Genomic DNA, 19,149 nt, shown 5'->3' on the forward strand with positions numbered 1-19,149 from the left:
CCCGGACGGTCTGGTGCCGGACGGCGATGCCGGACGGGCTAGTCCCGGACGGCGATGCCAGCCTGCCGCTCGGCGGCCTCCACCACGTTGGCGAGCAGCATGGCCCGGGTCATCGGGCCGACGCCACCGGGGTTCGGGGACAGCCAGGCGACGGTCGACGCAGCGGCGGGTTCCACGTCGCCGGTCAGCTTCGCCTTGCCGGTTTCGGGATCCTCCACCCGGGTGACCCCGACGTCAAGCACGATCGCGTCGGACTTGAGATCCGCGGCCTTGATCATGCCGGGGAAGCCTGCGGCGGCGACCACTACATCGGCCTGGCGCAGCAGGTGCGGCAGGTCGACCGTCCCCGTGTGGGCGAGGGTGACGGTGGCGTTGATGTCGCGGCGGGTCAACAGCAGCCCCAGGGGGCGACCGACGGTGATCCCGCGGCCCACCACGAGAACGTTCTTTCCCTCAAGGCTGATCCCGTGGCGGCGCAGCAGCTCCACGATGCCGTGCGGCGTGCAGGGCAGCGGCGAGTCGAGCGGGGCGCCCACGTTGAGGACCAGTTTGCCCAGGTTGACGGGGTGCAGGCCGTCGGCGTCCTTCTCCGGGGACATCCGTTCCAGGATGGCGTTCGCGTCGAGGTGCTTCGGGAGTGGGAGCTGGACGATATAGCCGGTGGTGGCGTCGTCGTCGTTCAGCTCGTCGATGACCTTTTCCAGCTCTGCCTGGGAGATATCGGCGGGAAGGTCCCGGCGGACCGAGGTGATGCCGACCTGCTCGCAGTCGCGGTGCTTTCCGGCAACGTAGGAGTGGCTGCCCGGGTCATTGCCCACCAGGACCGTGCCCAGGCCCGGGGTGACGCCCCGTTCTTTGAGGGCGCCGATGCGGGTGGTGAGTTCGGACCGGATAGCGGCGGCGGTCTTCTTGCCGTCGAGGATCCGGGCGGTCTGGTTCTGGGCGGTCTGGTTCTGTGCGGGGCTCATGGGGTAATGCCAGCTTCCAGTTGCTCGAGGAGGAATGCCTTGCCCCGGTCGCAGCAACCGGTGAAGCAGCACTCGTCGGTAGGAATGTCGTAGTCGGGTGAGGCGGCCGCAGCGGAAGTCAGCGCACCCTCCGGGAGGTCTTCTACCACTGCTCGTGTTCCGGGTAGAGCGGGAAGTCGGCGGTAAGGGCCAGCACCCGGGCGCGGAGGGCGTCCGCGTCGGCACCGGGCTTCAGCGCGGTCGCGATGATGTCGGCCACTTCGGTGAACTGCGCCGCCCCGAAACCACGGGTGGCCAGCGCCGGGGTGCCGATCCGCAGCCCGGACGTGACCATCGGCGGGCGTGGGTCAAACGGGACAGCGTTCCGGTTCACGGTGATCCCGATCGAGTGCAGCAGATCCTCGGCCTGCTGCCCGTCGAGCTGCGAGGCTCGCAGGTCCACCAGCACCAGGTGCACGTCGGTGCCGCCGGTCAGGACCGAGACGCCGTGTTCGCCGACGTCGCTGGCGGTCAGCCGCTCCGCGATGATCCGGGCACCGGCCAGCACCCGCTCCTGGCGTTCCCTGAACTCGGGGGATCCGGCGATCTTGAACGCCGTCGCCTTCGCGGCAATGACGTGCATCAGCGGGCCGCCCTGCTGGCCGGGGAAGACCGCCGAGTTGAGCTTCTTGGCCCACTCCTGCTTCGCCAGGATGACGCCCGAGCGGGGACCGGCGAGCGTCTTGTGCACCGTGGACGTCACGACGTCGGAGTACGGGACCGGGTTGGGGTGCAGACCGGCTGCAACGAGTCCGGCGAAGTGCGCCATGTCGGTCCACAGCAGCGCTCCCACCTCGTCGGCGATGGACCGGAACGCGGCGAAGTCGAGCTGCCGCGGGTAGGCGGACCAGCCGGCAATGATCACCTGCGGCTTCTCGGCGATGGCCTGGGCGCGGACCTTGTCCATGTCGAGGCGGTGGGTGTCTTTCTCAACGCCGTAGGCGGCAACCTCGTAGAGCTTTCCCGAGAAGTTGAGCTTCATGCCGTGGGTCAGGTGGCCGCCGTGTGCCAGGGACAGGCCCATGATCTTGTCGCCGGGCTTGATCATCGCGGCGAGCGCCGCCGCGTTGGCCTGCGCACCGGAGTGTGGCTGGACGTTGGCGAACTCGGCGCCGAACAGGGCCTTGACCCGCTCGATCGCGAGGCCCTCGGCGACGTCGACGTGTTCGCAGCCGCCGTAGTAGCGGCGGCCGGGGTAGCCCTCGGCGTACTTGTTGGTGAGGACGGAGCCCTGGGCCTGGAGCACCGCGCGGGGTGCAAAGTTTTCGGAGGCGATCATCTCGAGGGTGTCGCGCTGGCGGGCGAGCTCGTCGGTCAGGACGGCGGCGATCTCCGGGTCGATCTCGGACAGGGGTGCGTTGGTGACCGCCGAGGAGGCTGATGCGGTGGCGGGCAGGGGCGAAGTGGTCACGGTGAACTCCTGGATGGGGACGTGTTGCTACTGGTCAGGCTACCCGCTGAGTCTGCAGTCCGGCACCGGTGTTTTGGCCACACTGAAGCATCCTCGGGCAAGTTCTTGACCATACGTCCCAGGCGTGCGATCCGTGGTCGGCGCTGCGCGCCGTCGTCGTCGGTAGCTGAACTAGCTAAAGTACCGATGATGACGATGCATGCCGCTTCCTGATGGTGACCCACCTGACGCCAGTCGCGGCACTTCTCAGTGTATCGCGGGGCGGCTTTCATTCGAAGTACGCTTGATTTGTGACTGACTCCCCCACCTCCCAGGCTTCCTTCATCCTGACGCTTTCCTGCGCCGATCAACCCGGCATTGTGCATGCCGTCGCCGGGGCGCTGGTGAGCTCCGGCTGCAACATCACCGAATCGCAGCAGTATGGCAGCCCCGACACCGGGACGTTCTTCATGCGGGTGGCCATGAGCACTCCGGCTCCGCGCACCTCGCTCGTGGCGCATCTGGCGCCGGTAGCCGAGGCATTCGGCATGACCTGGGCCCTGCACGACGACGGCGCTCCCGCCCGGACCCTGATCCTCGCCTCGAAGTCGGCGCACTGCCTGAACGACCTGCTGTTCCAGCAGCGCTCGGGCACCCTGCCGATCGAGATCCCGGCGATTGTCTCCAACCACACCGATCTGGCCGACCTCGCAGCGTTCTACGGCATCCCGTTTCACCACATTCCGGTCACCGCAGCGACCCGGGAGTCCGCCGAGGACGCTCTGCGGGACGTCATCGCGGAGCACAACATCGAGCTGGTTGTCCTCGCCCGGTACATGCAGATCCTCAGCGACGGGCTGTGCTCGGAGCTGGTGGGACGGGCGATCAACATCCACCACTCGTTCCTGCCCTCGTTCAAGGGTGCCAAGCCCTACCACCAGGCCCACGCGCGTGGCGTCAAGCTGATCGGCGCCACGGCACACTATGTGACGCCTGCCCTGGATGAGGGCCCGATCATCGAGCAGGAGGTCATTCGGGTGGATCACGCCCGGTCGGCGGAGCAGTTTGTGGCGATCGGGCGCGATGTTGAGGGCCGCACCCTCACCCAGGCCGTGCAGTGGCACGCCGAGCACCGGGTGCTGCTCGACGGTAGCCGGACCATCGTCTTCAACTAGGCTCCGGGGGCTTCTCACCGGCTCAGCACCAGCTCTCCACCGGCTCAGCGCCTGCTGCGGATAGCAACCTGGACATCCGTGGCCAGCATCTTCCTCACCGACGTCCACCTTGACCCGGCCGGTCCAGGTTGCTCACCGATTCGGGCGCAGCTGGGCGGTGGAGAGCCGACGACGGCGGGCTGTCGGGTTGCACGGTAATCCGGCCTGCAGGAGGAGAGCCTTCAGCTTCGGCGGGGACACCGCCGTCGACCAGTCCCATCTCACGACCTGCAGTCCGGTGGATCGGATCCTGTCCTCGCGGAGCTTCTCCTCGATGACAGCCTGGGCGGTGGTCCGTCCTTGCAGGTATTCGGGCTTGAGATATTTCCCGATTCCATCGAACTCCCCCACCAGGCGCTGTTCCTTCCAGTAGAAATCCACCCAGGCCGAGCGACCGGTATGGTCGACCACTTCATGCTGGAGCTCCGGCGCGGGGAACCCCAGTTGTGCCATCTGCACCCTGCTGAGGGACTCCCCCGGATACATGGCCTGCCCGTCAGCGAAGTCCAGCACATGCAGGGCCCGGCGGCGTTTGGGTGCAGACGACAGCAGGGCAATCCGGTTCCTGACCTCATCTCTTGTCACCGGGCGAGGGCTCGATTCTGGTGGGAGTGGCTTCTGGTTGAGCAGCCGGTCCAGGACTGACACCGCCCAGGGGAAGTCATAGCGGATAGCCAGTTCGACGGCCGTGGCGACCTTTCCCGTGACATACCGTCCGCCGAAGGTGACGACTGTGAACTCGTCCGGGTACCGCGCCAACCGGCTCACCCCGTTGGCGCTGCGACGGCCACTGGCAACGGGCACCACCACCTCGACCTTCGCCGGGAGTACAGGTCGCGGCAGCCCCCAGAGCAATCCCGCAGTTTCACCTCCGAAGACTGGTTCGCGTCTGGCGGTGCGCCCGACGGCGTCGATCTTGACCCGGTAACGCGCCTCTTCATCGAGGTCCCGCCAATCCGACGCGTCGACATAACACCCGAGCCGGATCCTGATCAGCTCCCCGCGTGCGGCTCGACGCGCCAACTGCCGGGGCCACGCTTCGTCCAAAGGATGGTCGACGATGGAAATGATACTGGTCATGACTCCAGTCAACCCGGACACCAGTGCCGCCCGGACTGCCACCGCTGCTATGTGGACAATGCGCACAGAACATCCAGGGTCTGATCCGATTCGGATAGCAACCTGGACATCGGTGGTCAGCATCTTCCTCACCGACGCCCACCTTGACCCGGCCGGTCCAGGTTGCTCACCGAATCGGTCAGGACCGGCTGGGCACGGGCCGCTAGGCTGGGTGACATGGCCCACATCATCGAAATCTTCGGCAAGAAACCCACCATCAGCGACTCCTGCTTCGTTGCACCGACGGCGTCGATCATCGGGGACGTGGTCCTCGGCGAGGACTCCAGCGCGTTCTACGGCGTGTCCGTGCGCGGTGACACCGCCCCCATCCGCGTGGGCGACGGCACCAACCTGCAGGACAACGTGGTGCTCCACGCGGACCCGGATTTCCCGACGACGGTCGGCGACCGGGTCAGCATCGGCCACACCGCGGTAATCCACGGCTGCACCATCGGCGACGACTGCCTCATCGGCATGAGCGCCACCGTCATGAACGGCGCAGTCATTGGCGCCGGGTCGCTGGTGGCTGCGGGTGCGGTTGTCCTGGAAGGCATGCAGGTCCCACCCCGCTCGCTCGTCGCCGGTGTGCCGGCGAAGGTCAGACGGGAACTGACGGACAGCGAGTTTGAGAAGGTCAAGCAAAACGCAGCGTCCTATCAAGTGTTGGCCACGTCCCACCGTCAAGCGTTAACTTCTTGACTACAAGGTGACCATGTAGCACCCTGTAGTACATGCCCGTAGGACGCCCGAAGACCAAGCGTGACTTCGACGGGAATCCTCCGAGCCCGGGTTCCCAATCGGCCCTTCGGCAGCGCAACCAGCAGCGGATCGTCAGTGTCCTCGCCGCTGGTCCGCAGACGCAGGCGGAGCTAGCACGGCAGACCGGGCTCTCCACCGCAACGGTCTCCAACATCGTTAAAGCGATGGTCTACGCCGGCCTTGCCACCACCACCCCCACCACCAGTTCGGGACGTCGTGCCCTCCTGGTTATCCTCAACGACAATGGTTCGCTTGCGGTGGGCATCGACATCGGCCGGCGCCATGTCCGGGTGGTCCTCGCCGGGCTGAACTATCAGGTGATGCAGGATGAGGCGACCGCCCTGCCGCTGGGACATTGCGCCGAGGAAGGGCTCGACGCCGCCGAACGCCTCCTCGACCAGCTTCTCCTGCAAGCCGGCACCACCCGCGCGTCGGTGCTCGGCGCCGGGGTAGGGATACCCGGCCCCATCGACCGCCGCACCGGGACCGTGGTACAGGGCGCTATCCTGCCCGAGTGGGTAGGTATCAACATCCTCGCCACCTTCGGCGAACGGCTCGGATTCCCCGTCTTCATTGACAACGATGCGAATCTTGGTGCCCTTGCCCAGGTCACCTGGGGGCCGCACGGGGCGGTCGAGAACCTGATGTTCCTCAAGGTCGGCTCGGGCATCGGTGCCGGGCTGATCCTTGGCGGCTCGGTCTACTACGGCCACGTTGGCATCACCGGCGAACTGGGCCACAGCACCATCGTGGAGCATGGTCTGGTCTGCCGGTGCGGAAACCGCGGCTGCCTGGAGACGGTTGCCTCAACCAGCACCATGGTGGACCTCCTCAGCCGCCGCGCGGAAGGGCCAATTGCCGTCGATGAACTCGTGGACCTCGCGCTGGCCGGAGACACCACTGTGCTCCGCGTGATTGACGACGCCGGCCTCGCCCTGGGGAAGGCAGTCGCCAACGTGGCAAACCTGATCAACCCGGAGCTTGTGGTGATCGGTGGACCGCTGACCAGGCTGGACGACATCCTGCTCGAACCGATCCGCCGCGGCCTGGTCCGCCACGCGGTACCCGTCGTGGGCGAATCAACTGCGGTGCTCATGTCAGCCCTCGGTGACCGCACCGAAGCACTTGGCGGTGCCGCCGTCGTCCTCTCGCAGCCCCACCTACATAACGTTTAGCTACCAATAAAAGACGTTTTGTGTTCAAGACTTGACTCCAACATGCCGGACGGGGTTAACTGCCTATTCTGACCAGTCATGGTCAGGGAGAGCCAATGCCGCCACTCGGGAGGATGCCTTTGGAACATCACAAGATCCTGGAAATGCGTTCCATCACCAAGGAATTCCCGGGCGTCAAAGCCCTCGACCAGGTTTCCATCACCGTCGAGGCCGGCGAAATTCATGCCATCTGCGGCGAAAACGGTGCCGGAAAATCCACCCTGATGAAGGTCCTTTCCGGGCTGTACCCCCACGGAACCTACGACGGCGCCATCATCTTCCAGGGCAAAGAGGTTGAATTCAAGGACATCCGGTCCAGCGAAACAGCTGGCATTGTGATCATTCATCAGGAACTCGCCCTGATCCCTGAGCTCTCCATTGCCGAGAACATCTTCCTGGGCAACGAACCCGGTAAACGCGGAGTCATCGACTGGGATTCGGTGAACGCCCAGACCCTCGAGCTGATGGCCAGGGTGGGTCTCCGCGAGGAGGCCAACACCCCGGTCAAGGACATCGGCGTCGGCAAGCAGCAGCTCGTCGAGATTGCCAAGGCCCTGAGCAAGTCTGTGAAGCTGCTGATCCTCGACGAGCCCACGGCAGCGCTGAACGAATCCGACTCGCAGCACCTCCTCGATTTGATGGCCGGGCTACGTTCCAAGGGCATCACCTGCATCATGATTTCTCACAAGCTCAACGAGATCGAACAGATCGCCGACTCCATCACGATCATCCGTGACGGCAAAACCATCGAGACGCTGCATGTGAAGAACGACGGCGTCGACGAGGACCGGATTATCCGGGGCATGGTGGGGCGGTCGCTTGAATCACGCTTCCCCGACCACACGCCGACGATCGGGGAGACCTTCTTCGAGGTCCGCAACTGGACCGTGGGCCACCCGGCCGTAGCGGACCGGCTGGTCTGCAAGGACTCCAGCTTCAAGGTCCGTCGGGGTGAAATCGTGGGGTTTGCCGGCCTGATGGGCGCAGGACGCACTGAGCTGGCCCGCTCCATCTTCGGACGCTCCTACGGGAACTTCATCTCGGGTGAGATTTATAAGGACGGCGAACTCGTCACCCTCAAGTCGGTGCCGTCGGCTATCAAGCACGGTCTGGCCTACGTGACTGAGGACCGGAAATCGCTCGGCCTGAACCTGCTCGACGACATCAAGACCACCACCGTGTCCGCGGCCTTGAAAAAAATCACCCATGGGCTGGTAGTGGACAACGACGAGGAATTCGTGGTGGCCGAGAAGTACCGCAAGTCGTTGAGGACCAAGACACCGTCCGTCAACGAGGGCGTCGCCAAACTTTCGGGCGGCAACCAGCAGAAGGTTGTCCTCGCCAAGTGGATGTTCACCGACCCCGACCTGCTGATCCTCGACGAGCCCACCCGGGGGATCGACGTCGGCGCCAAGTACGAGATTTACGGGATCATCCAGCAGCTCGCCAACCAGGGCAAGGGAGTGATTGTCATCTCCTCCGAACTGCCGGAACTGCTGGGCATCTCGGACCGCATCTACACCATCTTCGAGGGAGCCATCACAGGCGAGCTCGCCCGTGGAGAGGCCGACCAGGAATCGCTGATGAAACTTATGACCGCCCGCAGGAAGACTGCCTAGCTCTTAGGATCCACCATGAAATCCCTCAAACAACTCTTTGGCGGCGATACGCGGCAGTTCGGGATGATCTTCGCCCTGCTTGCCCTGGTCGTCTTCTTCCAGATCATGACCGGCGGTAACACCCTCACCTCCGGCAACATGATGAACCTGTTCAACGGCAACTCGTACATTCTGATCCTCGCCATCGGTATGGTGCTCGTCATTATCGCCGGCCACATTGACCTGTCGGTCGGTTCCGTCGCCGCGTTCGCGGGGATCGTCGTCGCCATCGTGATGCGGGACTGGGGGTTGCCCTGGTACCTGGGCATCGTCGTCGGGCTGCTCCTGGGAGCGCTAATTGGGGCATGGCAAGGCTTCTGGGTGGCCTACGTCGGTATCCCGGCGTTCATCGTCACGCTGGCCGGCATGCTGCTGTTCCGCGGTGCCAACCAGTTCGTGGGGCAGTCGAACACCGTTCCCGTCCCCCAGGAGTTCCGGTTCATCGGCGCCGGATACCTGCCGGAGGTCGGACCGAACATCGGCTACAACAACCTGACCCTGCTGCTCGGATTCGCGCTGATCGCGGCCGTGATCTACAACGAGATGCGCACCCGGAAGCGGATTGCCAAGATCGGGGCCGAAGCGCCGCCCGTCTGGGTCTCGGTTGTCAAAATGTCGCTCCTCTCAGCTGTCATTCTGTACGCGACTTACCTGTTCGCCACCGGCAATCCCGGTACGTCCTTCCCCGTTCCCGGACTGATCCTCGGCGCACTGGTGATCATCTACGGGTTCATCTCCACCAAGACCATCATCGGCCGTCACGTCTACGCCGTCGGTGGCAACCGTCACGCGGCAAAGCTCTCCGGCGTGCGTAGCCGCCGGGTCGACTTCCTGGTCATGATGAACATGTCCATCCTGGCGGCGCTGGCCGGCATGATCTTCGTGGGCCGCTCCACGGCGTCGGGTCCGTTCGACGGCGTCGGCTGGGAACTCGATGCCATCGCCGCCGTCTTTATCGGTGGCGCAGCCGTCACCGGCGGTGTGGGCACGGTGGTGGGCTCCGTGATCGGCGGGCTCGTCATGGCTGTGCTGAACAACGGTCTGCAACTGCTCGGCGTCGGCGCCGACCTGACGCAGATCATCAAGGGCCTCGTGTTGCTGGTCGCCGTCGCCTTCGACGTCTACAACAAGAGCCAGGGCAAGCCCTCCATCACCGGGCTGATTATGAAGAATTTTGGCAACAAGGGGAAACCCGAAGTGCCGACAGCCACCGAGACGGTCATATCCAATGACGTCTCGGCCCGCTAACCCAGACCAACACTTCAGCAGGTAGTTACTTAGTTCACTAAAGGAGCAGTAATGCGTAAGTACGCACGATCATTTGCGGCAATCGCCGCGATTTCAGCACTGGCCATTTCTGGTTGCGGCCGCGATGCCGGGACAGAAACCGAAGGAGAAGGCGGATTTGAGGAGGGTGCTGCGATCGGTGTGGCCCTGCCCCAAAAGACGTCCGAGAACTGGGTGCTCGCTGAGGGCCTGTTCAATGACGGCCTGACCGAGGCCGGCTACGACCCCGACGTTCAGTTCGCCAACGGTGGCGTTTCCGAGCAGCAGAACCAGATCAGCTCAATGATCACCAACGGCGTCGAGGTACTGATTGTTGGTGCCATTGACGGCGCTCAGCTGGGCACCCAGCTCGCCCAGGCGAAGGAAGCCGGCATCACTGTTATCGCATATGACCGGTTGCTGACCAACACGGAAGACGTCGACTACTACGTGGCTTACGACAACTTCCAGGTGGGCGAGCTGCAGGGCCAGGCACTGCTCGATGGCATGGCTGAGCAAGGCGAAGGCCCCTACAACATCGAGCTGTTCGCTGGTTCACCCGATGACGCCAACGCCCAGGTCTTCTTCGACGGTGCGATGAGCATCCTCGAGCCAGAGATCGAATCCGGCAACGTCGTCGTCGCCTCCGGCCAGACCGAATTCAACCAGGCTGTCACCCAGGGCTGGGAGGCCGGCAACGCGCAGACCCGCATGGACACCCTCCTCACCGGCACCTACGGTTCCGAGGAACTGGACGGCGTCCTCTCCCCTAACGACACCCTGGCCCGCGCCATCCTGACCTCGGTCCAGGCCAGCGGCAAGGACCTCCCCATCGTCACCGGGCAGGACTCCGAGGTCGAATCGGTCAAGTCCATCATGGCCGGTGAGCAGTACTCCACCATCAACAAGGACACCCGCGCCCTCGTCTCTCATGCCATTGAAATGGTCGAGGGACTGGGTGCAGGCGAGGAGCTCGAGATCAACGATCCCGACTCCTACGACAACGGCGTCAAGGTGGTGCCGGCGTACCTGCTGGAACCACAGATCGTCACCATGGAAAACGCTGCCGAAGCCTACGAGAACGATCCAACGCTCTCCGAGATCGTCAACGAGTAACCAGATTGTTTGAGTAGCCCGGCCCCGAGTGGGTCGGGCTACTTTTTTGTCTGCCGGCAGGCAAAGATGGGACGATGAACTCCCTTCATCCTGTGCAGCAGATCCCCCGACCACCCTGCGCCGCTCCCGGTGCCCCCAGTCCGTTCGCCGCCACCGGCCGCACCCTCCGCTGGGGCGTTGTCGCCACCGGCGGCATCGCCACCAGCGTCACCCAGGACATGGCCGGACTGGAGGACGGAGTGCTGCACGCCGTCAGTTCCCGGTCCGAGGCGTCCGCGCGGGCCTTCGCCGAGGAGTTCGGGTTTGAGTCAAGCTACCACGACGCCGACGGCGTGACCGGCTACCAGCGCCTGTTCAACGATCCCGCCGTCGACGTCGTCTACATTGCGACGCCCCACGCCCAGCACTACGAGGTGGCCAAGGCTGCGCTCACCGCGGGCAAGCATGTCCTGTGTGAAAAGGCATTCACCGTCAACGCACGGGAAGCCGGCGAACTGATCGACCTGGCACGGGCCAACAACCTGTTCCTGATGGAAGCCCTGTGGTCGCGCTTCCTGCCGAGCGTCAACCGGGCCTGGGACATCATCCACTCCGGCGAACTGGGCCAGATCCAGTGGGTCCAGGCGGACCTGGGCTTCCCGTCAGACCATGGCAGCGCCCACCGGCTGTGGGACCCGGCGGCAGGCGGCGGTGCACTGCTGGACCTGGGCGTGTACCCGCTGACCTGGGCTCTCGGTTCACTCGGCTTCCCCTCCGCAGTGACCGCCACTGCGGTCCTGAACGACGACGGCGTCGACACCCAGAACGCACTCACCCTCACCTACGGCAATGGCGCGCAGGCCCAGTTGACGACGTCGCTGGCGGCCTCCTGCCCTGGCCAGGCGACAGTGGTGGGCACCAAAGGCTGGCTAAGGTCTGGCTCGGTCCTCCACAACCCGCGCGAGCTCACCGTGCAGCTGCACCAGGGCGAGCAGCGGGTCGAAACGTTCGATCAGGCCGGCCGCGGGTACGTGTACGAGTTGCGCGAAACCACCCGGTGCATCCAGGAGGGCCTGACGGAAAGCCCGACCATGCCCTGGGCCGATACCCTCGACACCATGCGCCTCCTCGACGGGGTGCGTGGCCAGTTGGGCATGCGGTACGCCAACGACGGCTGACCCCCGGCGGGACCCCCTGAACACAGAAGAGACCCGGCGGGAATCCGCCGGGTCTCTTCTGTGCTGCTGCGCCGGTACTAGCCCAGGCGTGCCTTCAGGTTGTCATCGAGGGTCGCAAGGAACTCCTCGGTGGTCTGGTAGGCCTGATCCGGTCCAACCAGGGCCGCGAGGTCCTTGGTCATGTGGCCGGACTCGACGGTCTTGATGACAACGTCCTCGAGGGTCTCAGCGAAAGTGATGACCTCGGGGGTGTTGTCCAGCTTGCCGCGGTGCATCAGCCCACGGGTCCACGCGAAGATCGACGCGATCGGGTTGGTGGAGGTTGGCTTGCCCTGCTGGTGCTGGCGGAAGTGACGGGTCACCGTGCCGTGGGCAGCCTCCGCCTCGACGGTCTTGCCATCCGGGGTCATCAGCACTGAGGTCATCAGACCCAGCGAGCCGAAGCCCTGGGCGACGGTGTCGGACTGGACGTCGCCGTCGTAGTTCTTGCAGGCCCAGACGTAGCCGCCTTCCCACTTCATGGCGGAAGCCACCATGTCGTCGATCAGGCGGTGCTCGTAGGTCAGGCCGGCTGCCTCGAACTGATCCTTGAACTCGGCGTCGAAGACTTCCTGGAAGAGATCCTTGAACTGGCCGTCGTAGGCCTTCAGGATGGTGTTCTTCGTGGACAGGTACACGGGGTATTCGCGCTGCAGGCCGTAGGCGAAGGACGCCCGGGCGAAGTCGCGGATGGACTCGTTGAAGTTGTACATGCCCATGGCCACGCCGCCCTCTTCAGGCATGGTGACGACGTCGAACTTCATCGGCTCGGAGCCGTCGGCGGGCTCGAACATCATGGTGACCTTGCCGGGGCCGGGCACCTTGAAGTTGGTGGACTTGTACTGGTCGCCGTGGGCGTGGCGGCCGATGATGATGGGCTTGTTCCAGCCAGGCACCAGGCGCGGGATGTTGGAGATGATGATGGGTTCGCGGAAGACGACGCCGCCGAGGATGTTGCGGATGGTGCCGTTGGGCGAAACCCACATCTTCTTCAGGCCGAATTCTTCTACGCGTGCCTCGTCGGGGGTGATGGTGGCGCACTTGACGCCCACACCGTGCTCCTTGATGGCGTTCGCGGCGTCGATGGTGACCTGGTCATCGGTCGCGTCGCGGTTCTGGATGGAGAGGTCGTAGTACTTCAGGTCGACATCCAGATAGGGGTTGATCAGGCGGTCCTTGATGAACTGCCAGATTATCCGGGTCATCTCGTCGCCGTCGAGTTCGACAACCGAACCCTGTACCTTGATTTTCGTTGCTGGCGCGTCAGCCACACGGTCTCCTTGCAATGGTGGGCCGGTTCTGTCTGATGGACGCAGCTCGGCCCGTGATTTGTGCTGGTTTTATCCTGCTCAACTATGCCACAGGCCACTATTGGTGCCCTAAATGGGTGTGATCCGACCGGCTATTCTGCGGGGACGATATTGCCCCAGCGGTCCATCATCGACCCGGGAGGAATCGGTTTGCCCCACCGGTCGGTGGCCGGAGCGGGCCGCAGCCCGCGGGTATCTGGCGCCGAGTTGTGACCGGGCGCCTGACCGGACGTCGCATAGGAGGCCGCCTGCCCCCGAAAGGCGGCCGGGGTCGGCCCGGCGGGCACCCCCGGAGAAGCGACGCCGGGAATCTGTGGGGTCCCTTGGCGGGCGATGCCCGGAACCCGCGGTGCCCACGCGGGCAACTGGAGCTGGCGCAGATCACCAAGGTTGGGGTGCCGGGCCGGATCCAGGCCGGCGTCGATCTTCTTCTGGCGCCGGTCCGCTGCACGGAAGTTCTTCACCGCAAACGCCACCGCAATAACCCACAGGAAAACTCCGGGGCTCGCTCCGAGGAACAACAGGACGACCGCGAAGAGGGACAGTGCCAGGCCCAGGATGGCCGACACCATCCGGGTGCCCGGCGACACGGCCGGCGCGAACGCCGAGCCGGCCAGTGCCATGCCTGCCGCGAGGGTAAAAATCGAAGCGATTTCCATGGGCACTGCCGCCGTCTCTGTTGGCCGGCTAGTGGAAGAAGTGCCTGGTGCCGGTGAAGTACATGGTAATCCCTGCGGCGGTTGCCGCGTCGATGACTTCCTGGTCCCGGACCGACCCTCCCGGCTGCACCACGGCGCGCACCCCGGCGTCGAGCAGAATCTGCAGGCCGTCGGCGAAGGGGAAGAACGCGTCCGACGCCGCGACGGCACCGCGGGCACGGTTCACGCCGTCGCCCGCCAGGGTGTTGGCGCGTTCGACGGCCAGCTTGCAGGAGTCGACCCGGTTCACCTGTCCCATGCCGACACCCACCGCAGCCCCACCATCGGCGAGGAGGATGGCGTTGGATTTCGCGGCCCGGCAGGCGGTCCAGGCAAACGCGAGGTCGGCCACGGTCGCCTCGTCGGCCGCCGGTCCGGCGGCGAGGGTCCAGGTTTCCGGGGCGTCGCCGTCGGCCCTGACCGTGTCGGCCAGCTGCACCAGCACGCCACCGGAGACCTGCCGGAGCTCAGCGGGGTCACGCCGGTATCCCTCGGGCAGGGTCAGTAGGCGGATATTCTTTTTGGCGGAGAGGATGGCCACGGCATCGGCCTCGAAATCAGGGGCGATCACCACTTCGGTGAACACGTCCTTCACGGCGGTGGCCATGGCCGCGGTGACGGTCCGGTTGGCGGCGATCACGCCGCCAAAGGCCGAGACGGGGTCGCAGGCGTGCGCCTTGGCGTAGGCGTCCGCGATCGGATCGGCGGCGTCAGCGGCACCGACCGCTACCCCGCACGGGTTGGCGTGTTTGATGATCGCCACAGCGGGCAGGTCGAAGTCGAAGGCGGCGCGCAGTGCGGCGTCGGCGTCCACGTAGTTGTTGTAGCTCATCGCCTTGCCGTGCAGCTGGTCGGCCTGGGCGATGCCCGGGGTGGCACCCTTCTCGACGTACAGGGCGGCGTCCTGGTGCGGGTTTTCGCCGTACCGCAGCACCTCGGACCGCTCCAGGGCCAGGCCGGCGTAGGCGGGCCAGGAGTCGCCGTCGGCGGTCCCGTCGCCGAACTGGGCGGCAGTCCAGGCGGCCACCGAGTTGTCGTAGGCGGCGGTGTGGGAGAACGCGAGGGCGGCCAGCCGGCGTCGCGCGCTGAGATCGAACCCGCCGGCATCGGCGGCGGCAACGACGTCGTCGTACCGGGCCGGGTCCACGACGATTGCGACCGAGGGGTGGTTTTTTGCCGCGGAGCGGACCATGGCGGGTCCGCCGATGTCGATCTGCTCGACGACTTCATCCTCGGCGGCGCCGGACTTCACGGTGTCAACGAAGGGGTAGAGGTTCACCACCACGAGGTCGAACGGCTCCACCTCGAGTGCCCGGAGCTGTTCCACGTGGTCACCCCGGCGGCGGTCGGCGAGGATTCCCGCGTGCACCATCGGGTGAAGGGTCTTGACCCGCCCGTCAAGGCACTCCTGGAACCCTGTCACCTCGGACACCTCGGTCACGGGGACACCCGCGGCGGCGATGCGCTTCGCGGTGGAACCCGTCGAGACGATGCTGACGCCGGCACGGTGCAACCCGAGGGCCAGCTCCTCCAACCCCGTCTTGTCGTACACCGAGATGAGGGCCCGGCGGATGGGAACTTGGTCGAGATGGTTCAAAGTCACGCGGAAGCTCCAGAATTTTCGCTACGGGTGGGATCGCCTCCAAGTCTAGGTCACTTGGCCCGTCCAGCCCCAAGGATGACCGACCCCTGACGCCCCGGTTTCCGTCGACTGGGCGCTTGCGGCGGTACAGTTTCCCCGTGAGCACCGAAACTGAACTACCCACCGGAGACCAGGTGGTGCAGGAACTACCGTGGCGCTGGAAGGTGCAGGGGAAGATCTTCCTCATCGGCGGCCTCGGATTCATGTTCGACGCCTGGGATGTGACCCTCAACGGGTACCTGATCCCCCTGCTATCGGACCACTGGGACCTTTCGCCCGGCGAAGCGGCCTGGGTGGCCACCTCCAACCTGATCGGCATGGCGATCGGCGCCTTCGCGTGGGGATCCATCGCCGACATCATCGGCCGGAAGCGCGCGTTCACGCTGACCCTGCTGATCTTTTCAATCTTCACCGTGCTGGGTGCGTTCTCCCCCGACTTCATCTGGTTCTGCGTCTTCCGTTTCATGGCCGGGGTTGGGCTGGGTGGCTGCATCCCGGTGGACTACGCCCTGGTGGGAGAGTTCACTCCCCGAAAACACCGGGGGCGCGTGCTCACCGCCATGGACGCCTGGTGGCCCATCGGAGCAGCCCTGTGCGGAGTGGTGTCGGCGCTGCTGATGACCGCTTTCGGCGACTGGCGCTACCTGATGCTCGTCATGGTGCTGCCCGCCCTGCTGGTCTTCTGGGTCCGCCGCTCGGTGCCCGAATCCCCGCTCTTCCTGGTCCAGAAGGGCCGCCAGGCGGAGGCGGAAGCAGTGATCAACGACCTGGTGGAGCGCACGGGCGCCGCGAAAACACCGTGGCGGCTGCCCACCCCCGAGGAAGCTCCCAAACTGTCCATCGGCTCTGTCTCCGGCCAGCTCACGGCCCTGTGGCGGTTCGACTGGCGGATCACCCTTGCCGCGTGGGGCTTGTTCCTGAGCATCCTGCTGGTCTACTACGGGGCGCTAACCTGGATGCCACAGATCCTGGTGCAGGCCGGGTATGCCCAGTCCGTCGCCTTCCTCACCACCGCCGGCATGACAGCCGTCGGATTCTTCGGCGTCGTCGCGGCGGCCCTGCTGGTGGAACGGGTGGGACGCAAATGGATCCTCGCCGTGTCCGGCCCGCTGTCCGCCGTCGTGCTGGTGATCTTCGCGCTCACCGTGGACCTCCCCGCCGTCGCCACCGCCTGGCTGCTGCTGTTCGGTTTCCTGATCCAGGTCGCCATCCCGGTGCTCTACACCTACGTGTCGGAGCTGTATCCCACCGAGCTGCGGGCCTCGGGGTTCGGCTGGGCGTCAACCGTTTCACGGGTGGGCGCGGGACTGGTGCCGTTGATCTTCGGGTCACTGCTGTGGCCGGTCCTGGGCCTGCCGCTCACCTTCGCCGCGACCGGACTGCTGGTCCTGGTGGCAGTGCTGTGGATGGCGCGCTACGCACCCGAAACCCGTGGCATTCCCCTCAACGAGGTGCAGCCGGTTACAACCAGCGATTCCGCTTGAACGCCAGGAACAGGCCGATGCCGGTGGCGACCATCAGGACCAGCGCAAACGGATACCCGAAGGTCCAGTGCAGTTCTGGCATCTCATCGAAGTTCATGCCGTAGATTGCTGCCACCAGGGTGGGAGCGAAGAGGATCGCCGCCCAGGAGGAGATCCGCTTGACCTCCTCGTTCTGTGCCAGCGACGTCTCGGTCAGCCGGGTCATTTCCTCGTTCTGGCGCTGCGCCACCAGCGTCGAGTGCACGGTGAGCGCGTTCTGCAGCAGGGTCCTGAAGGTGTTGACCTGCTCAATCAGCCGGATCACATGGTCCAGGACGTCACCCAGGCGGCGGTTCACCTCCGGGTCCAGATGGTACTTCTCGGAGCCGCGCTGCAGGTTCTCCACCATGAACTGCAGCGGCTGGGTGGCACGCTGAAACTCGACCACCTCGCGGTGCAGATCGTAGATACGCCGTGAGACGCCCGCGTCGCCGCCGAAGAGCTCGTTTTCGATCTCGTCAATGTCGTTTTCGAGCCCGTTCACCACTGGTTCATACTCATCCACCACTTCGTCGAGGATGGCGTAGAGCACCGCCGCTGGCCCCATCGCGAGCAGTTCGGGACTCTCCTCCAGCCTGTTGCGCACCTTCCCCAGATCGGGTGATTCGGCGTGCCTGACCGTGACCACAAAGTCCTCACCGACAAACACGTGGAGCTCCCCAAACTCCACCTTCTCCTCGGCGTCGAGGTAGCGCGCCGGACGCAGCACCACAAAGAGGGTTGGCCCGTAGCGTTCCAGTTTGGACCGTTGATGACCCTTGAACGCGTCCTCAACGGCCAGGTGGTGAAGGGAAAATTCGTCAGCGACGGTGGTGAGCTCGTCGTCATCGGGCCGGTACAGGCCGATCCACGCCATGCCCCCGCTGGCGCGCATTATTTCGAAGGTGTCTGCAAGTGATTCTGGTTCGGAGTGGCGTGTCCCTGCCAGGTATACGGCCTTGTCGACGAGCGCCATCTCAGCCCTGCTCCAGGGCCAGCTGCCGGAGGGTCCGGATCAGCAGTTCGCGTTCCTGGACCTTGATGCGTTCGTGGAGGGTGTCCTCGGTGTCGTCGTCGAGCACGTCGACGGCGGCCTGCGCGAGGATAGGACCGGTGTCGACCCCGGCGTCGGCAATCATCACGGTGCAGCCGGTCACCTTCACGCCGTAGGCCAGCGCGTCCCGGACCCCGTGCGCGCCCGGGAAGCTGGGCAGCAGGGCCGGGTGGGTGTTGAGGTAACGGTTGGGGAAGGCGTCGAGGAACCCCTGGTCGACAATCTTCATGAACCCCGAGGACACCACATAGTCGGGGGCGTAGGAGGCGACCTTGCGGGTGAGGTCGGCATTCCAGTCCGATCGCTCGGGATAGGACTTGAAGTCAACGACGAACCCGTCGATCCCCGCCGCGGTGGCGCGCTCCACCCCGTAGGTGTCATGCCGGTCGGCCCCGACGGCGGCGATGGTGAGGTCCAGTGAGCCGGAACTGACGGCGTCGATGACCGCCTGAAGATTGGATCCAGTGCCGGAAACCAGGACTACGATGCGCATGGGTCAACCATAGGCTGCGCTCTACCCTAGGGTTAAACCATGAACGAAAGCCCCCGCCCCGCCCCACCTGCTCCCGGCGCGCCCACCCCCGGGTCGTCAGCGGAAAAGGAGCTGGCCAGGACGCGGAACTACTTCAGGTGGTTCCTGCTGGCGCTGCTCGGCGCTGTCCTCGCCGGCACCCTTGCCCTGCCGTGGAAGGTCATCGGCCTCGTTCTGGGACTGGTGGCACTGGTACTGGGGATCTTCGCCCTGGTCCGGGCGATACGGGACAAGCTTCCGGCGCTGCTCCGGATCACCACCGTGGTGGGCCTTGGAGCAACCGCGTTCCTGGTGCTGGGGACCGGCGCCCAGGTGGCGTTGTGGCCGGTCACCGTTGAATATGAGGAGTGCATGAGCACCGCCCTCACCAATGCCGCCCAGGCCAAGTGCCAGAACGACCTGATGAACCTCGGCGGGTTCCTCCCCGGCGGCTCCTGAGCAGTCCCGGTCTGGGCAGTCCCGATCCGAGAAG

Annotated in this window: 18 protein-coding genes; 9 read left to right on the forward strand and 9 right to left on the reverse strand. The window is 65.2% G+C overall.

Annotation, left to right across the window (positions count from 1 at the left end; all coding sequences use genetic code 11):
* Positions 1 to 38: 38 nt before the first annotated feature.
* The 3 genes from IWX64_RS12795 to glyA are packed head-to-tail and all read right to left on the reverse strand — an operon-like array spanning position 39 to position 2,418.
* Positions 39 to 968 carry a bifunctional methylenetetrahydrofolate dehydrogenase/methenyltetrahydrofolate cyclohydrolase gene (locus IWX64_RS12795; protein ID WP_196867505.1) on the reverse strand — a complete coding sequence of 310 codons (930 nt, stop codon included), beginning with the start codon at positions 966 to 968 and terminating at the stop codon, positions 39 to 41.
* Positions 965 to 1,117, reverse strand: a complete 153-nt coding sequence (locus IWX64_RS12800; RefSeq protein ID WP_196867506.1) for a hypothetical protein — start codon at positions 1,115 to 1,117, stop codon at positions 965 to 967. The genes IWX64_RS12795 and IWX64_RS12800 overlap by 4 nt, the downstream gene beginning before the upstream one ends.
* Positions 1,111 to 2,418: a serine hydroxymethyltransferase gene (glyA, locus tag IWX64_RS12805; RefSeq protein ID WP_395939846.1), complete on the reverse strand. Its 1,308-nt coding sequence runs from the start codon at positions 2,416 to 2,418 to the stop codon at positions 1,111 to 1,113. The genes IWX64_RS12800 and glyA overlap by 7 nt, the downstream gene beginning before the upstream one ends.
* Before the next feature lie 290 nt (positions 2,419 to 2,708).
* Between glyA and purU the strand changes: the two genes are divergently transcribed.
* Positions 2,709 to 3,572: a formyltetrahydrofolate deformylase gene (purU, locus tag IWX64_RS12810; protein WP_196867507.1), complete on the forward strand. Its 864-nt coding sequence runs from the start codon at positions 2,709 to 2,711 to the stop codon at positions 3,570 to 3,572.
* Between the two features lie 132 nt (positions 3,573 to 3,704).
* On the opposite strand, the gene IWX64_RS12815 is transcribed toward purU, so the two are convergent.
* Positions 3,705 to 4,691 (reverse strand): hypothetical protein, encoded by a 987-nt coding sequence (locus tag IWX64_RS12815; RefSeq protein ID WP_196867508.1) that lies wholly within the window; start codon positions 4,689 to 4,691, stop codon positions 3,705 to 3,707.
* Positions 4,692 to 4,907: 216 nt separating this feature from the next.
* Here IWX64_RS12815 and IWX64_RS12820 point away from each other — a divergent pair, with 216 nt between their 5' ends.
* From IWX64_RS12820 to IWX64_RS12845, 6 genes are all read left to right on the forward strand, one after another.
* Positions 4,908 to 5,429 carry a gamma carbonic anhydrase family protein gene (locus IWX64_RS12820; protein ID WP_196867509.1) on the forward strand — a complete coding sequence of 174 codons (522 nt, stop codon included), beginning with the start codon at positions 4,908 to 4,910 and terminating at the stop codon, positions 5,427 to 5,429.
* A gap of 32 nt (positions 5,430 to 5,461) precedes the next feature.
* On the forward strand, positions 5,462 to 6,664 hold the full coding sequence (locus tag IWX64_RS12825) for an ROK family transcriptional regulator (RefSeq protein WP_196867510.1): 1,203 nt from the start codon (positions 5,462 to 5,464) through the stop codon (positions 6,662 to 6,664).
* Between the two features lie 113 nt (positions 6,665 to 6,777).
* Positions 6,778 to 8,322, forward strand: a complete 1,545-nt coding sequence (gene mmsA, locus IWX64_RS12830) for a multiple monosaccharide ABC transporter ATP-binding protein (RefSeq protein WP_196867511.1) — start codon at positions 6,778 to 6,780, stop codon at positions 8,320 to 8,322.
* A gap of 15 nt (positions 8,323 to 8,337) precedes the next feature.
* Positions 8,338 to 9,609: a multiple monosaccharide ABC transporter permease gene (mmsB, locus tag IWX64_RS12835; RefSeq protein ID WP_196867512.1), complete on the forward strand. Its 1,272-nt coding sequence runs from the start codon at positions 8,338 to 8,340 to the stop codon at positions 9,607 to 9,609.
* Positions 9,610 to 9,660: 51 nt separating this feature from the next.
* A complete protein-coding gene (locus tag IWX64_RS12840) occupies positions 9,661 to 10,743 on the forward strand; it encodes a substrate-binding domain-containing protein (protein ID WP_196867513.1) in 1,083 nt (360 codons plus the stop codon).
* 74 nt (positions 10,744 to 10,817) lie between these two features.
* Positions 10,818 to 11,900 (forward strand): Gfo/Idh/MocA family protein, encoded by a 1,083-nt coding sequence (locus tag IWX64_RS12845; protein WP_196867514.1) that lies wholly within the window; start codon positions 10,818 to 10,820, stop codon positions 11,898 to 11,900.
* Positions 11,901 to 11,977: 77 nt separating this feature from the next.
* Here IWX64_RS12845 and IWX64_RS12850 read toward each other — a convergent pair whose 3' ends face one another.
* From IWX64_RS12850 to purH, 3 genes are all read right to left on the reverse strand, one after another.
* Positions 11,978 to 13,210 (reverse strand): NADP-dependent isocitrate dehydrogenase, encoded by a 1,233-nt coding sequence (locus IWX64_RS12850; protein WP_196867515.1) that lies wholly within the window; start codon positions 13,208 to 13,210, stop codon positions 11,978 to 11,980.
* Positions 13,211 to 13,341: 131 nt separating this feature from the next.
* Positions 13,342 to 13,908, reverse strand: a complete 567-nt coding sequence (locus IWX64_RS12855) for a hypothetical protein (protein WP_196867516.1) — start codon at positions 13,906 to 13,908, stop codon at positions 13,342 to 13,344.
* Between the two features lie 28 nt (positions 13,909 to 13,936).
* Positions 13,937 to 15,550 carry a bifunctional phosphoribosylaminoimidazolecarboxamide formyltransferase/IMP cyclohydrolase gene (gene purH / locus IWX64_RS12860; protein ID WP_196867517.1) on the reverse strand — a complete coding sequence of 538 codons (1,614 nt, stop codon included), beginning with the start codon at positions 15,548 to 15,550 and terminating at the stop codon, positions 13,937 to 13,939.
* 137 nt (positions 15,551 to 15,687) lie between these two features.
* Here purH and IWX64_RS12865 point away from each other — a divergent pair, with 137 nt between their 5' ends.
* Positions 15,688 to 17,073 carry an MFS transporter gene (locus IWX64_RS12865; protein ID WP_196867518.1) on the forward strand — a complete coding sequence of 462 codons (1,386 nt, stop codon included), beginning with the start codon at positions 15,688 to 15,690 and terminating at the stop codon, positions 17,071 to 17,073.
* On the opposite strand, the gene IWX64_RS12870 is transcribed toward IWX64_RS12865, so the two are convergent.
* Positions 17,051 to 18,067, reverse strand: a complete 1,017-nt coding sequence (locus IWX64_RS12870; RefSeq protein WP_196867519.1) for a magnesium and cobalt transport protein CorA — start codon at positions 18,065 to 18,067, stop codon at positions 17,051 to 17,053. The two genes, IWX64_RS12865 and IWX64_RS12870, sit on opposite strands and share 23 nt — an antisense overlap.
* A gap of 1 nt (position 18,068) precedes the next feature.
* On the reverse strand, positions 18,069 to 18,638 hold the full coding sequence (gene purN, locus IWX64_RS12875) for a phosphoribosylglycinamide formyltransferase (protein WP_196867520.1): 570 nt from the start codon (positions 18,636 to 18,638) through the stop codon (positions 18,069 to 18,071).
* A 39-nt stretch (positions 18,639 to 18,677) separates the two neighbouring features.
* Here purN and IWX64_RS12880 point away from each other — a divergent pair, with 39 nt between their 5' ends.
* Entirely contained in the window at positions 18,678 to 19,115 is a 438-nt protein-coding gene (locus tag IWX64_RS12880) for a hypothetical protein (RefSeq protein WP_196867521.1), read from the forward strand.
* Positions 19,116 to 19,149: the final 34 nt, after the last annotated feature.

It is taken from the genome of Arthrobacter sp. CAN_A212 (assembly GCF_015752345.1).
Lineage (GTDB): Bacteria > Actinomycetota > Actinomycetes > Actinomycetales > Micrococcaceae > Arthrobacter_D.